Here is a 14,579-nt window from a genome sequence, read left to right as displayed (position 1 = left end):
GAGATTTAAAAACAAAACTTTTTGCGAACCTTGCGTAAATCTTTGCGAACTTAGCGTTACCATTCCAAGCTTTTTTACCGCAAAGCACGCTAAGTTATTTTTATTAAAGCGCAAGCTAGATCTATATATTAAGTTCGCAAAGCTTTGTACAGATTACTTTGCGGACTTCAATCGAAGATTTGCTCAAAAAAAACTTTGCGTTTCTTTGCGTAAACCTTAGCGAACTTTGCGGTTAAATTACCCGCAGCACTTTCATTCTAAACAATTTTTACTACTTTTAAACGTTTTTAAAATAATACATTTCAAAATTCAGAATTCAATGAGTTTCACTATTTCTTCAGACAAAAAGAAATCTTTATTAATTACTACTGCAATATATGTGGTGATCATTGCATTGCTGTTTTTTATACGTTTTTGGCCTCCTTATAATCCAGAAAACAACGTTGCATTAGCTGATGGTGGCAGTGGTGGCGGAGGCGTAACGGTAAACTTTGGAGATAGCGATTTAGGAAGAGGAGCTAATTATAAAAGTGAAGTTCTGGAAGTAAAAAACAATGCGAAAACTGCTCCAGCAAAAGCAGATCCAGACGATGCGGTTATTACTCAGGAAAACACAACGGCAGAAAATGACGTAGTTATTCCAACAAAAGAAAAACCAAAGAAACCAACTCCTGTAAAACCAGAAACAAAACCTGTTCCTGAAAAGCCGAAAGTTTCAAACTCTACAAACGATGCTTTAGCTAGCATTATGAAAGGTTCTAACAAAGGAGGAGACGGAGACGATAAAGTTGCTGGAAACAAAGGAAAAGCTGGCGGAAGTTTGAACTCAAACGGATATTACGGATCTGGAGGTTCAGGTGGAGGAACTGGAGGCGGTAACGGAACCGGAAATGGAATTGGAACTGGAAGCGGTTACGGAGCCGGAAGCGGCGGTGGTTCTGGCGGTGGATCTGGATATTCTTTAGGAAACAGAAAAGCGCTTTCTAAACCTGCACCAAAATACACTTGTAATGAAGAAGGAAAAGTAGTGGTTGAAGTAAGCGTTGACCAAAACGGGAAAACAATAAGCGCAACACCTGGAATAAAAGGAACTACAAATACTGCAAAATGCTTACTGGATCAAGCGAGAATTGCTGCAATGAATACCAAATGGGAATCTGATAGTGATGCTCCTGCCAAACAAGTTGGGAAAATTATTTATAATTTCAGTTTGGATTAAAACACGAATTTCACGGATTTACACTAAAATCTGTTTATATAAAAAAGGCTTTCAGAAATCTGAAAGCCTTTTTTATTATTTTATTTTCTAAAAAACTGCAATTGTTTTAACCTTATTTTTGCTCCATCTAAATCATATTGATTTCTGGAAAGTTGTTCTTCTAATTCGTATTCACCAAATCTTAATTGTTTGATATTTGAACCTATATCAATTAAATTAAACTCCCTGCAGGATTTACATCTAACAATAAAAAAATCAGAATCTGGAATTCCCTCTTCTTTTTGTAAAATAAAGGTTTCTAAACTTGCATGGCATTTGGTGCATTCTTGCGATAAAATATCAACAACTTTTTCCTTACCTTTTATAAAACTTGATAGTTTAATAAAAGAATTTAACAATGAACCATAAAGCCACTTATTCAATTCATTTTTAAAATCTGTTTCAATGATTTTAGCTATTTCATCAAAATAATCACAGATAAATTCTCTTTCTTCAGTATCAAAAATAGATTTATCAAAACTCTTTAAAGATCTTTTTAATTCTAATTTCAGTTTACTTTGAAAAGCATTATTTTCTATCAACAAAATCAGAGAATGCAAACATTCATTAAATTTAGATTCCATTAATTCGCACAATTCATTATCTGAAGGATTTAAACCTCTCTTTTCCCATTCTGAATCAGCAAATTTCTTTTTCTCTAATAAGTAATTTAGTCTTTCTTTATTAATCATTAAATCTATTTCGGACTTGTAGCAATTACAAATTTTAAGTTGTTCTTCACTCCTATTTGCAAAACATCTACTAGATCTTGTACTTGCAGATTAAACGGAATTCGCACGACTACAGTTTGTTCTTTATCTGTTCCTATTTTTGACATTAAACTTGTTTCCAGGTTTTCAAAATCAACCTGTTCTTTGTCGATGTAGAACTTCTTATCTTCTGTAACCGATAAACTGATTAACTGTTTATTGGTTTTTTCATTCGCTTTAGCTTTTGGCAACGTCATCTTAATTACATTTGGATTTGCCAGTGTTGAAATAATTAAGAAAAACAACAACAGGAAAAACATAATGTCACTCAAAGATGAAGTCGCTACTTCGGCGTGAAATCTTCTTTTTCTTTTAATAGACATAACTTATGCTCTTTGAATTATATTGACAAATTCTAAAATCTGTTTCTGAATTTTTAAAGCAAAATTATCAATCTTCCCGTTCAATAAGTGGTAAGCGCTATAAGCAATAATTCCCACAATTAATCCAGATCCAGAACTGATCATTTTTTCATACAAACCTCCTGAGATGTTTCCAATACTAATATTTTCTGTAACCGAAATGCTATAGAAAATTTTAATTACCCCAGAAATTGTTCCGATGAAACCTAAGGTTGGCGCAATACCGGCAATAAGTCCAAGATGTCCTAAATGTCTTTCCATTTCACCAATCTCAATGTCGGCTGCGCGATCCATATTAGATTCAATTTCGGCAATTGGTCTTCCAATTACCAAAACGCCTTCCTTTAAAATATTTCCAGCTGCAGTATTATTTCTTTCTACAATTGTTCTAGCCAATTCAATATTTCCAGAATGTAATTTATCTCCAATATCTTGCATTAATCTACCGTCAATTTTTGACGCTCGGCTGATGTACATATAACGTTCGAAAATCAGGTAAATAGTGTAAAACAATAAAATCGCGATCGGAATTAAAAAAACTCCCCCTTTCATGATGAAGCCAAACATTGAAATTTCATTTTGCGGTGCCGCAATCTTTTCGACCACTACATTTGAAGCATTTGCGATTGTATCTGTTTGTAATTGAATAAAACTAAACATATATTAATTCTGGTTTTTAATAATTAATTCTAAAAAATATTTGAAATTTGCAATAAAGATAATTTTCGCTGTAATATTAAACTACAAAAATCGAAATTTATTTCAATCAACAACCATTTTATATAAAATAAATGAACTATCAAGAGACCACCAATTGGATGTTTAATCAGCTTCCAATGTACCAATTGCAAGGTGCATCTGCGTACAAAGAAGATTTAACGAATATTAGAATATTGGCTGCTCATCTTGACAATCCGCAAAATGAGCTGAAATGCATTCACGTTGCGGGAACAAACGGAAAAGGTTCTACTTCGCATATGCTTTCTTCGGTGCTACAAGAAGCGGGTTACAAAGTAGGCTTATACACTTCGCCGCATCTGAAAGATTTTAGAGAAAGAATTAAAATCGACGGAAAGGAAATCTCAGAAGAATTTGTCATCGATTTTATAGCAAAACACAAATCGTTTTTTGAAGCCAATGATATGAGTTTCTTCGAAATGTCGGTTGGTTTGGCTTTTGATTATTTTGCTTCTGAAAAAGTAGATATTTTTATTATCGAAGTTGGTTTAGGCGGAAGACTAGACGCAACAAATATTATTACGCCACTGGTTTCGGTAATTACCAATATTGGTTTAGACCACACTCAGTTTTTAGGAAATACATTGGAAGCCATTGCAGGCGAAAAAGCTGGTATTATTAAACAAAATGTTCCAGTTGTTATTGGTGAATATAATGATGAAACGAAACCGGTTTTTTTGGCTAAAGCCGAAGAAAACAACGCACCGATTTCTTTTGCATCCGATTTAATTGATCAGATTTATCTATCTGATTTAATTGGAGATTATCAGTTTCACAATAAAAAAACGGTTCAACAGACAATTTCAATCTTAAATAATGAAACCGATTTTAAAGTTTCGATTGAGCAATTGAAAGAAGGTTTGTTGCATGTTGTAAAAAATACGGGTTTACAAGGAAGATGGCAACAATTGGGAGAAAACCCAAAAATTATATGCGACACGGCACATAACAAACACGGATTATCGGTTGTGATGAATCAGTTGAAAAATGAAAAATTCGATAATCTTCATATTGTTTTGGGTGTTGTAAATGACAAAGATCTGGATTCTATTTTGCCATTATTTCCTAAAGAAGCACAATATTATTTCTGCAGTCCGAATTCGTCGAGAGGTCTTCCTGCCGAAACTCTAAAAAATGCAGCCGTAACTTTCGATTTAAAAGGAGAAAAATACGATTCTGTGGAAATCGCTTTCGCGGAAGCAAAGAAAAATGCTTCAGAAAATGATTTTATTTACGCTGGCGGTAGCACTTTTGTCGTTGCCGAATTGCCTTTGGACTAAAATATACTTTTGATTTAGAAAAAAACTTAAAAAAATCCTTTTAATAACAAATTCATAAACAAATAGATATAAGTTATTTTCTAAAAAGTTTTATTTTTTATTCATTTTTCTTTGCAGAAATCGAAAACTAGCGTATATTTGCACTCGCAATCACGAAATGATAACAACCTAGTAAAATAGGGCGATTAGCTCAGCTGGTTCAGAGCACCTCGTTTACACCGAGGGGGTCGGGGGTTCGAACCCCTCATCGCCCACAAAAAACTCCTTAAGAAATTAAGGAGTTTTCTTTTAAATATGAAGGCTATAAAGAATATTAAAACTCATAAAAGTTAAAAATTCTTTGCAGAACTCAAAAACAAACGTATATTTGCGTTCGCAATCAGAAATGATAGCAACCTAGTAAAATAGGGCGATTAGCTCAGCTGGTTCAGAGCACCTCGTTTACACCGAGGGGGTCGGGGGTTCGAACCCCTCATCGCCCACAAAAAAACTCCTTAAGAAATTAAGGAGTTTTTTTATGCTTTATATTCACCGTGAAAAATTATAATTCTAAAAATCAAACTTTATAATTCCTATTTACAACCACCATTTGATTCAAAAACAATACTTTTCTTACTTGTACTATCGATAATAAATTCAGCAAGTGCACCATAATTAGTGTCATTCTTTTTAAGTTTCGGATTCACAATCCAAATGTAAAAGGCAATGTTTCTTTTTGACAAAATTTCACTTATTGGCTTTCCAGTAATTTTATAATTCTTATTACTGTTTAGCAATTCAATTTTATCGTTTATAATTTTTCCACTTTTATTGATTTCAATATAATTTGAATCAATCAATTCGATATATCCTTCTTTCGGAATATATTCCACAATCTTTATATTCTCTATATAATACCCCTTAGAAATAACTCTGATGGTTTTATCAATAGTATCAAATTCCATTTGATGTTTTTTAGGACAAAAACAGCTCTGAAGAAATAAAGGAATTATTAAAAGAGTCACTCTTTTCATTAAGCATAATTAATTTAAGTTGAAAGATATTTTTACCCAAGCATACTCTCATAAATTGAAACCTTCACAAAATATCGAGTAACAAAAAACTCCTTAATTTCTTAAAGAGTTTTTTTTTTTAAAATTCTACATTCAGGTTAATAGTATTTTTTATTTACCCAACTCTTTTTCAATTTCCTTAATAAGTTCAACTGCGAGCGGTTTAGTGTTTTCGTTATAAACTCTTATATTATTCTTACCTAGTTTAACAAGATAGGCTAGTGTCTTTTTGTACTTTGGATCTGAATACAATTCTTTTTCTGGCTTATCTGCATTTTCTATTTCTTTATCAAAACACTTAAACAGAAAATCGTTGTACAATTTATCAACTTCGTTAGCTGCTGGCACAAATATCTGGTAATAGTTTAAGATTTTCTGTTTCAATTCTTCATTTTCAATGTAACCCAGTTTACCACTTGATTTAAAACCCTCATAATTACCAATATGCAATGATTGTCCATGTGAATGAATCGGAAAATTTACTTTATTTTTAGACTTATAAATACTGTCTAATTGAGAAGTCGTTAATCCTAAAATTTTTTCATATTCCAAATTTGTCTTTTGGTATGCTCCTACTTCAGTACCAATACTTTCTACATCACTCTTCAAATCATTCTTTAAATTAGCAAGAAATGCATCCACTTCTTTTTGCTGATGTTTATGCTCACTCCAACCATGTAGCGATATTGAAAGCGTCACAGCAAAAACGATTATACATATTTCTATAATGATTTCTTTTACTTTCTCACCCAATGTGTGTTCTGATTTTTTCACAGCTTTATAAATTTTGGTTGAATGTTTGGTTATTTCTTCTTGCATAATTTAGTTTTCTAATTTGAATTTTGGTTATTATTTGTTTTTTTATTCTGTACATTATCTAATCAAATGAATCCTAAAACCAATCTATTATCTAAATAAACACAACTGATTTTTTCTCTAGAACCCAGCTTTAGATCTAAAAGCGAATATAGGACTATTTGTACAACCTTCTATTATTTTCTTATATTCTACACAAAAAAATAACATTCCCGTTTTATTTTTTTTTAAACCTTATAACTATATTCTTTACTTTCATTCTATAAAGGCATAAAAAAAACTCCTTAATTCCTTAAGGAGTTTTCTATAGATTTTCATTTTCAACAATCTATAATTCACTACAAATCATCATTTTGTATTTTATCACATATTTTCTCAAGAAGATTCTTAGTCTGCTTAAAATATCTCATTTTATTATCAATCTCTTTTATTTTGGCTTGAAAAAGTTCCAATGTTTCTGGTTTGGATTCCGTACTTTCAAACCAACTGGTCAATATTTTTTTTATTTCTGCCAAAGAAAAACCAACTTCTCTTGCCTCCATAATAATTTCTAAACGTTCGATAGTATTACCGTCGTAATGCTTGTAATTGTTAGATTTTACATTTTCATCAGTCAATCCTTTTATCATTCCTAAATTTTCATAGTATCTAATAGTATGAATTGACAGTCCTGTTTTTTTTGATAGTTCGTTTATAAGCATAATTCTTATTTTTATTAAAAAAACAACAAAGTATAGAGCATAGTAAATACTTTATTGTTGCAAATATACGAATTTTTTTTACTTTACTTTACCAACTTAATTAACGTTTCCAAATCAGATTCCTTCTGGTTTATAATTATCAACTGGCTTTTATCGTCTAGAAAAATTTTCTCTGCAAATTCTTTATCTGGATTTGTCTTCCAATTTTTCAATTCTTTAAACCTCTCTTTTAAGAGCTTTATTTTTTCTTTGCTCTCTTTTGAAATAATTACCACTTTGGTCAACGGTGTATTCTGTATTTTTTCGATACTGCTTTCTGTAATTTGATCTTCGTACTCCGTTCTCGAACGATAGCGAAACACCTTATTTATTGTATTGAAATCTTTTCCATTTTCCGTAATCACATAGCGATACGTCATTATATTATTCAATTCATTAATCCAATCTGGAAAATTGGTTTCATAAAGCTGAATGTACTGGTCTATAAAATTCTTATCAATCGGCTTATTCTTTTCAATATACTCTTTGGTTAATGGATAAATCTTTTTTGCCATCAAATTGATATATTTATTATTATACCACTCGCCTTCATCAATTTTGCCATCCAATTTTTCGTAAACATAACCATTTCCCAAAACGGTAGCCAAAACCTCATTCATAAGCTGATAAGCGTAGTTACTGCACTTCGACTTGTTTTCTTTAAAATAAGTATCAATTGCTTTTTTAACTTCAAGAGATTGTTCGTCGTATACAATATGATAGGTTTCGTGCATCATTACACTAAACAAATCTTTATGCGATTTTAAATCGGTTTGAATGGCGCTAACAAAATTATTGCAAAATGCAGAAGCCGTAAATCCTTTCGAATTAGGCAACGGATAAAAAGCCGCTTCAAACGGAATTGAATTATCCCAACTAGAATCATAAAATATTAATCCTGTTTTAAAGTAATCTTCAATGTGATGCTCATGAGAATATTTGATAATCTCATTTAGCTGTTTTTCAAATTGTTCTTTGTTCGGATTGTAAATCAGCTCGTTATAAATTGGGGTAAATTCTGAAATGCATTCTCCCAAATCACTTAAAGTTTTATTAGAAATCATTCCGACAGACCGAAGCTTGAAATCATTTAAATGATCTGTTTCAATCAAATTCTTTTTCAGCATATCCTGAGTCTGCATGGTTTTCTTTGAACCATACGGAAAATCTTCAAACCGAAAACTATACGAAATAGACAATTGATCAAATTTTGAAATCAAACTTTTGTACTTTTCAACATTGTATTTTGATTTTTGAAATTCTGTCTTAAAAACATTATCTGGATAATAATCAGATAAATTTTCTAAGAAAACAAAAACCGCCAATTGCTCAGAATATTTAATTTTAAAAGATGGATTTTGCGCAAATGCATGAACAGTTAAAAAGAGAAACAAATACTTAAGTACACTATTAATTTTCAAGTTCTTTTATATTTTGTAAGATTAAGAAGCTAATTTACTATGTTTTCACACAAGAAGAACCTTATTAACTTTGAGAAAAACAAAAAATCTCCAAAAATAAATATTGAAGGTTTTTCTATTTTTCATTTACAAAACTATTTCAATTTTGTTAGCGCCTTAGAATTTCTTAATAAAAATACGTATTGGAAATAATCATTTGCCGAGGCATCTTTCAAAGGAACAATGTTTTCACCAAAAGCTCTAGATTTTACGGTCACTAAGTTTTGCGATTTCAAATATGGTGAATTCTTAGCACCAAGTTTAAAAAGCGTAATCGCATTTGGTTTGCTCACTTCTTTCAAATCATTAATTCCTTTTACCAGCATTAATGGTCCGTCTGCATTTAGCCAATCCACTTTTTCATCTTCTGGAGTTGGAAATTGAGGATTTTTAGGAAGATACATTTCACTGTCAATCGTGTAACTCACAAAACTTGTAACTTTAGTTCCAGATTCTTTTAATCCTTGTGCAAAAGTTTCTCTCCCAGATTCTGTTTTCTTTTGAAGAGCATGAAAAAATCCAAAAAGTCCGTAAAACTTTTCGTTTTCAATATTCATTTTATTGATAGCATTTTTAAAGTTAGCAACCATTGCAACATCTCTCGAACCTTTAGATTCATCATCAAAGTTTTTATCAACTCCGATAACTGTAATCTTTAAAGAATCTGCCAAGTTTTGATTGTAATCATAAACTGAATTCCATTTATCAAATAATTCTTGGCTAGATTGCTGCGGAATTCTCTGCTTGATAGTTTCGACAACTTCTTTTAAAGCTGTCTCATTTTTTTGTTTTCCAAGCAAAAAGGAATTTAATCTTTTAGCTACCAAGCTATCCATTTCTGCAATATAGTATTTCACTCCTGCTTTCTTATTCAAAAAGAAAAGCATTTCTTTATCTATAGTTTGATTATCTGCGTAACCATGAATTTCTCCCAACAAGAAAACTTGTGATTTATAAAAATCGGCATCAAACAATTTTTCATCTATTGAACCCGAAACTTGAACATTATTCTTTGACAAATAACTAACATTAGATTCGTTTTTAGATTCTAAAAATATTTTACTACTAATGTATAAATAAGCAATAAAAACTAAAACAATAGCAAAAAGGGCAATAAATGTAATTTTGGCGATTTTTAAAATTTTCTTCATAGTTCTGGTTATATTTATTTTGATGTAAAAGTATTTTTCTCGCACAAAAGAATCAATTCTTATTGACTGAATTGTCGTTTATTTATACTGAATCGTTCTTGTTCTAAATCGAGATCAATTTGAACAAATAAAAAAATTCTATTATTTCTAACAGAGTTTTTTTATTATTTCGAGTTTATAATTATTGCTTTGCCAATGTTTCTTTTCTTTTGATGTTCAAATAATTTCTTAACGGAATATCATAAACCACCATGACCAAATAAGCAAAACCAACAAGCAAAACCACAGAGGTGATTACAACAAAAGTCAGTTGCATTGTGTCTGGCTTATAATTGGTCAAATAATTACCAAACATCCATAAAACCGCATAATGCGTCATATATAAGGGATAAGATATTTTTCCAGAGAAAATACATGCCTTTTTCAGCCCTGGCTTTAAGACTGCTCCAGCTCCCAAAGAAATTAGTAGCGGAAAATATAACAATACAACCAAAGGTTCTGAGATCCAATTCCATTCTGAAAATGGCATGATGAAAGCCAAAAGCAACAAAACAATTAATCCGCCAAAGCCAAGTTTGTTCTTAATTATCCAATTTGAACGATAAATAAGTAATCCTGCTAAAAAAGAATACGATATTCTAGCACAACCATCCCAAAATGTTGGACCACTCCAACCTCCTAATAAATTTCCAGAACTATAACCTACATAACAGATTCCTCCAGCAGAAAGTAAAGTAAGAACAATCAATACGTTTTTACGAGTTCTACAAAGTACAAATGCATAGGCAATGTTGGCAATGTATTCCCAAAACAGCGACCAAGCCGGTGCATTAAAACTAAATAAATTAAATCCGCGGTCGGCAATAACTGGAAACGGAATAAGAAATAAGGAACAAATAAATGTCAAAATAATTTTTCCTGTGCTGTATAATTCCAAATGACCTCCAAAGGGATCGAATAAAAATGCCAATAATCCTAAAATCGATCCTGCAATGACCAAAGGATGTAATCTTATAATTCTTGCCATAAAAAACTTTCGAAGCCCCATTTTTGTAATACGGTCATCATAAGCATATCCAATTACAAATCCAGAAAGACAAAAGAAAAAATCGACCGCTAGAAATCCGTGTCCAATAAAATTTTGACTTGGATCTGTAAAAATCCATTCCATAAAATGAAATATTACGACAGCAAAAGCTGCCACACCACGTAATCCGTCTAAAATTTCAAAATGTTGTTTTGTTTCAAGAACTCCTGTAGGCGATTGATTCGTATTCATTATAATATTATTTACTAGGCGATTTGGTAACGATGCAATTTCTATAAATAAATATTCAAATCAAAATCAGATTCCTTTCATTCTTCCACAAAATGTATCGATTTTCACATTTAAATAACTTTTTAAACTTTTTCAACTCCTAGCCTTTTTATAAGTTTGCAAAAACTAAATTTTATCATGAGTTTAAAAGGTTGTCTTCCTCCTCCTTGAATTAAATAATACGTCTTTAGTATTGACAACTTGACTGAATATTCTCAGTCCGATTTATTATGTTGATACCTCAATTCAATTATTAAAATTCAAAATATATCCTTCAAAAAAAGGACAGACAACTTTATATGAAAAAATCTTATTTGATACTGCACACTGCAGTTTTACTTGCTGGTTTTACTGGCGTTTTCGGAAAACTTATTTCTCTTAACGAAATTACCTTAGTTTGGTACAGAGTTTTATTTGCTTCTATTATTCTATTTTTTATTCTAAAAATATACAAGCTTAAAATGCTAAAGTCATTTTCTGAAATAGCAAAAATCTCTAAAGCCGGAGTATTAATTACCATTCACTGGATCTTCTTTTATGCCAGCATTAAATATTCTAACATCTCAATTGGAGTTGTATGTTATTGCTTAACGAGTTTTTTTACTGCTTTTTTTGAACCTCTTCTCAATAAAAAAAGATTCAATCTCGTTCAAGTTTTATTAAGTATGCTGACTTTGTTAGGTATAAGTCTCATTTTTCATTTTGATTCTTCTTATCAGCTTGGAATTTTACTAGGTGTAATTTCTTCAGCATTTGCAGCTTTATATACAATTTACAACGAAAGATTAGTTCAATTTTACGATAGTAAACTAATCAACTTCTATCAAATGCTCGGAGGAACTTTGGTATTAGGACTTGCTCTGCCATTCTATTTTTACAACTTTCCGGACCAAACTTTTATTCCAAACCTTACTGACATTTTCTATCTATTAATTTTAGCTTCTTGTTGTACCGTTGCGCTTTATGTAATGTTTGCAGAATCACTAAAAAAGATTCCAGCATTTACCATAAATCTAACATTCAACTTAGAACCAATATATTCTATAATATTAGCCTTTTTGTTTTTTAATGAAGGACAGTCGGTCAATTTTTCTTTTTATATCGGAATTACCCTGGTTATGACTTCGGTCTTACTCCACTCAATAATTTCTATCCGAAAGAAAAATACGCTCGAACAGCAAATTTCTTAATATCACAAAACAAAAAACTCCTTTTCTATAAAAGGAGTTTTTCTTTTTATCGCTAAAATATTTTAATCGTTCAATCCTTTTCCATCCAAAATTCGCGGAATATTTTTTTCTATTCTTGCTTCTCTTGTTTTAGATTGTTTTGGTTGAGAAAAATGAAGCAAATAAGCGCGCTGTCTTCCGGGTGTTAAGCCATAAAATGCTTTTTTAAAATGAGAATCGCTATCAAATTTATTTTGAAGTTCTGCTGCGATTTCAAATTCAGAAACTTTTTTCAGTTCTAGTTTTTGACCCGATTGTTCAATTTCGGCCGCTTCAAAAATATATTTTTTCAGGATTTCTTTTATACCCAAAACATCTTGAACATTTGTAAATCGAACTTGTCGTGCCGCCTGCACATTTTCTGACTGCTGAATTAATATTTTATCTGGATCTTTCATTAAAGCACCTTTAAAGAACAAAAAAGCACAATATTCTTTAAACGCATGAATCAAAACAATGTTTGCTCCGTCAAAAGTATAACACGGACTTCCCCATTTTAATCTTCAACCAACTGGCAATCTAAAGCAATTTCACGCATTTGCTCTAATTCTTCTTTCCACTTTTCAGCCTTTTCAAAATAAAAATCAACCTTAGAATTTGCGCTATAAGCTGTCATATTAAACTCATTTAAATTTTATTATAAATATAGGCATTTAGAGACTTAATACTCGTAACCTTTTACAATTCCTCTTTTCGATTGTTTGACAAAATTTAGAATCTTATCGCGCTCTATAGTTTCTGAGAATTTTTCGGCAATTAATTCTAAAGCAAATTTAGTATTTCTTTTTTCCTGAAATAAAACCCGATAGATTAATCGAAGCTCGTCAATTTTATCAGAAGTAAATCCTCTACGTTTTAAACCGACAGTATTAACTCCAGCAAATCGCAAAGGCTCATGAGCAGCAATTATATAAGGCGGAACATCTTTAACTACTCGACTTAAACCACTAATCATAGCATGTTCTCCAATAACCGAAAACTGATGTATAGCAGTTAGCCCGCTTATGTTTACCCAATCTTCAACAATTACTTCGCCAGCCATTCCGACAATAAATCCTATAATAGAATTATTTCCTATTATACAATCATGCCCAATATGAGCATTTGACATTATGAGATTAGAATTTCCAATACCTGTTTTCCCTTTAGAAACTGTTCCTTTGTTAATAGTGACAAACTCTCTGATTATATTATTATTTCCAATTTCTAGAAGAGCATATTCACCTTTATATTTTAAATCTTGAGGCACACCACCCAGAACAGCATTTGAATGAATCTGGCAATTTTCACCAATTCTTGTTCCACTTAAAATCGTAACATTATTTCCTATTTGTGAATTATCACCAATAACGACATCCTCGGCAATAGCAACATTGTTTCCTACAAAAATGTTATTACCTAAAACAGCATTCTTATGAATAAAAGTATCTTTCAATTTTGACTTTTTTTAATTAACTGCAAAAATTGAAAAACTTTACATTCTTTTTATTGACCTAATATCAAATAATTGATGCTCGAATCCTGCTTAAAGTTTCTTGAGTTACACCAATTAATGAGGCAATATGTTTTAGTTTAGCTTTTCTAATAATTTGAGGAAATGATTCTAAAAGGAATAGGTATTTTTTCTCTGCAGTCATTAAACGAAATAAATGATTGAACTCATTTATTTTAGAAAGATAATATCGAAGTTGCTTGATATGAAACTGTACAAATATTGGATATTCCAATAACTTTTGTTCGCCTGAATAAGACAAAGAATACACAATTGTTTCTTCACAAGTTTGAAAATTCTCAAAAGATGGTTTCTGTTCAAAAAAACTACTCATTGAAGTTACAAATTGGTTATCGGTGTAAATCCACTTTGTAACCTCTTCTCCATCTTCAATACAAAATCTTCTAATTGCGCCAGATTTTATAAAATATATTTTATCGCAAATTTTTCTTTCTTCTATAAGAAATTCATCTTTCCTGAAAGTCTCTTCAACAAAGCTTTTCTTAATAGCAAGTTCCGTTTCCAAATCTAATTCTTGAAAACCATTTATAATCTGAATTAGCTGTTTCATTTACTTTCTAATTTCTTAATGAACCAAAAATAAAACTTAATTAAGACATAAACTAAATCCAGCAAACAAACCACAACCCAATCTATGTTTTACGATACATTTCAAGCGCTTTAAAGCCTTGTTTGCAAAAAGAAAAGCAAGAGCCTCAGAATAAAAAACAACTTCTTTAAACGAAGCCAATCAAATTAAAGAAGTGTTATGATGGGTTTGCATCTGAAAAAACAGAAAAGGTCCAAAAACAAAAAACCCCATCCGATTTGGATAGGGTTTTTCAAAAGAAAGGCGACGACATACTCTCCCACATAACTGCAGTACCATCTGCGCAGGCGGGCTTAACTTCTC

At 31.1% G+C, this 14,579-nt stretch carries 14 protein-coding genes, 2 tRNA genes and 1 pseudogene; 5 read left to right on the top strand and 12 right to left on the bottom strand.

Annotated features, from left to right (window positions below; translation table 11 throughout):
• The first annotated feature begins 319 nt into the window (after positions 1-319).
• Positions 320-1,219, top strand: coding sequence for an energy transducer TonB (locus K6T82_RS16835; protein ID WP_223707958.1), 900 nt, complete (start codon positions 320-322; stop codon positions 1,217-1,219).
• Between the two features lie 80 nt (positions 1,220-1,299).
• On the opposite strand, the gene K6T82_RS16830 is transcribed toward K6T82_RS16835, so the two are convergent.
• The 3 genes from K6T82_RS16830 to K6T82_RS16820 are packed head-to-tail and all read right to left on the bottom strand — an operon-like array spanning position 1,300 to position 3,050.
• Positions 1,300-1,950, bottom strand: coding sequence for a DUF4844 domain-containing protein (locus K6T82_RS16830; protein ID WP_223707956.1), 651 nt, complete (start codon positions 1,948-1,950; stop codon positions 1,300-1,302).
• A 5-nt stretch (positions 1,951-1,955) separates the two neighbouring features.
• Entirely contained in the window at positions 1,956-2,351 is a 396-nt protein-coding gene (locus K6T82_RS16825) for an ExbD/TolR family protein (RefSeq protein WP_125723780.1), read from the bottom strand.
• A 3-nt stretch (positions 2,352-2,354) separates the two neighbouring features.
• Positions 2,355-3,050, bottom strand: coding sequence for a MotA/TolQ/ExbB proton channel family protein (locus tag K6T82_RS16820; RefSeq protein WP_223707954.1), 696 nt, complete (start codon positions 3,048-3,050; stop codon positions 2,355-2,357).
• Positions 3,051-3,181: 131 nt separating this feature from the next.
• Here K6T82_RS16820 and K6T82_RS16815 point away from each other — a divergent pair, with 131 nt between their 5' ends.
• From K6T82_RS16815 to K6T82_RS16805, 3 genes are all read left to right on the top strand, one after another.
• On the top strand, positions 3,182-4,408 hold the full coding sequence (locus K6T82_RS16815; RefSeq protein ID WP_223707952.1) for a bifunctional folylpolyglutamate synthase/dihydrofolate synthase: 1,227 nt from the start codon (positions 3,182-3,184) through the stop codon (positions 4,406-4,408).
• Between the two features lie 179 nt (positions 4,409-4,587).
• Positions 4,588-4,662, top strand: a tRNA-Val gene (locus K6T82_RS16810).
• Positions 4,663-4,815: 153 nt separating this feature from the next.
• Positions 4,816-4,890, top strand: a tRNA-Val gene (locus K6T82_RS16805).
• Between the two features lie 90 nt (positions 4,891-4,980).
• On the opposite strand, the gene K6T82_RS16800 is transcribed toward K6T82_RS16805, so the two are convergent.
• The 6 genes from K6T82_RS16800 to K6T82_RS16775 all read right to left on the bottom strand — a co-directional run bounded on the left by K6T82_RS16800 (position 4,981) and on the right by K6T82_RS16775 (position 10,906).
• Positions 4,981-5,352 (bottom strand): hypothetical protein, encoded by a 372-nt coding sequence (locus K6T82_RS16800; RefSeq protein ID WP_223707949.1) that lies wholly within the window; start codon positions 5,350-5,352, stop codon positions 4,981-4,983.
• Positions 5,353-5,571: 219 nt separating this feature from the next.
• Complete coding sequence (locus tag K6T82_RS16795) at positions 5,572-6,279, bottom strand: DUF6090 family protein (RefSeq protein ID WP_223707947.1); 708 nt, start codon at positions 6,277-6,279, stop codon at positions 5,572-5,574.
• A 335-nt stretch (positions 6,280-6,614) separates the two neighbouring features.
• On the bottom strand, positions 6,615-6,977 hold the full coding sequence (locus K6T82_RS16790; protein WP_223707945.1) for a MerR family transcriptional regulator: 363 nt from the start codon (positions 6,975-6,977) through the stop codon (positions 6,615-6,617).
• A gap of 83 nt (positions 6,978-7,060) precedes the next feature.
• Positions 7,061-8,437, bottom strand: a complete 1,377-nt coding sequence (locus K6T82_RS16785) for a hypothetical protein (protein ID WP_223707942.1) — start codon at positions 8,435-8,437, stop codon at positions 7,061-7,063.
• Between the two features lie 134 nt (positions 8,438-8,571).
• Positions 8,572-9,627: a hypothetical protein gene (locus K6T82_RS16780; RefSeq protein ID WP_223707940.1), complete on the bottom strand. Its 1,056-nt coding sequence runs from the start codon at positions 9,625-9,627 to the stop codon at positions 8,572-8,574.
• Between the two features lie 181 nt (positions 9,628-9,808).
• Entirely contained in the window at positions 9,809-10,906 is a 1,098-nt protein-coding gene (locus K6T82_RS16775) for an acyltransferase family protein (RefSeq protein ID WP_223707931.1), read from the bottom strand.
• Positions 10,907-11,244: 338 nt separating this feature from the next.
• Here K6T82_RS16775 and K6T82_RS16770 point away from each other — a divergent pair, with 338 nt between their 5' ends.
• On the top strand, positions 11,245-12,135 hold the full coding sequence (locus tag K6T82_RS16770) for a DMT family transporter (protein WP_223707929.1): 891 nt from the start codon (positions 11,245-11,247) through the stop codon (positions 12,133-12,135).
• A gap of 62 nt (positions 12,136-12,197) precedes the next feature.
• Here the strand turns inward: K6T82_RS16770 and K6T82_RS16765 are convergent.
• From K6T82_RS16765 to K6T82_RS16755, 3 genes and pseudogenes are all read right to left on the bottom strand, one after another.
• A pseudogene (locus tag K6T82_RS16765) lies at positions 12,198-12,790 on the bottom strand (YdeI/OmpD-associated family protein).
• Positions 12,791-12,835: 45 nt separating this feature from the next.
• Entirely contained in the window at positions 12,836-13,609 is a 774-nt protein-coding gene (lpxA, locus tag K6T82_RS16760) for an acyl-ACP--UDP-N-acetylglucosamine O-acyltransferase (RefSeq protein WP_223707927.1), read from the bottom strand.
• Between the two features lie 64 nt (positions 13,610-13,673).
• Positions 13,674-14,237: a Crp/Fnr family transcriptional regulator gene (locus tag K6T82_RS16755; protein WP_223707924.1), complete on the bottom strand. Its 564-nt coding sequence runs from the start codon at positions 14,235-14,237 to the stop codon at positions 13,674-13,676.
• Positions 14,238-14,579: the final 342 nt, after the last annotated feature.

The organism is Flavobacterium potami (assembly GCF_020026915.1).
Classification (GTDB): Bacteria; Bacteroidota; Bacteroidia; order Flavobacteriales; family Flavobacteriaceae; genus Flavobacterium; species Flavobacterium potami.
The sequence above is the reverse complement of the archived record's forward strand: the minus strand, read 5'-3'. Positions and strand labels throughout refer to the sequence as shown.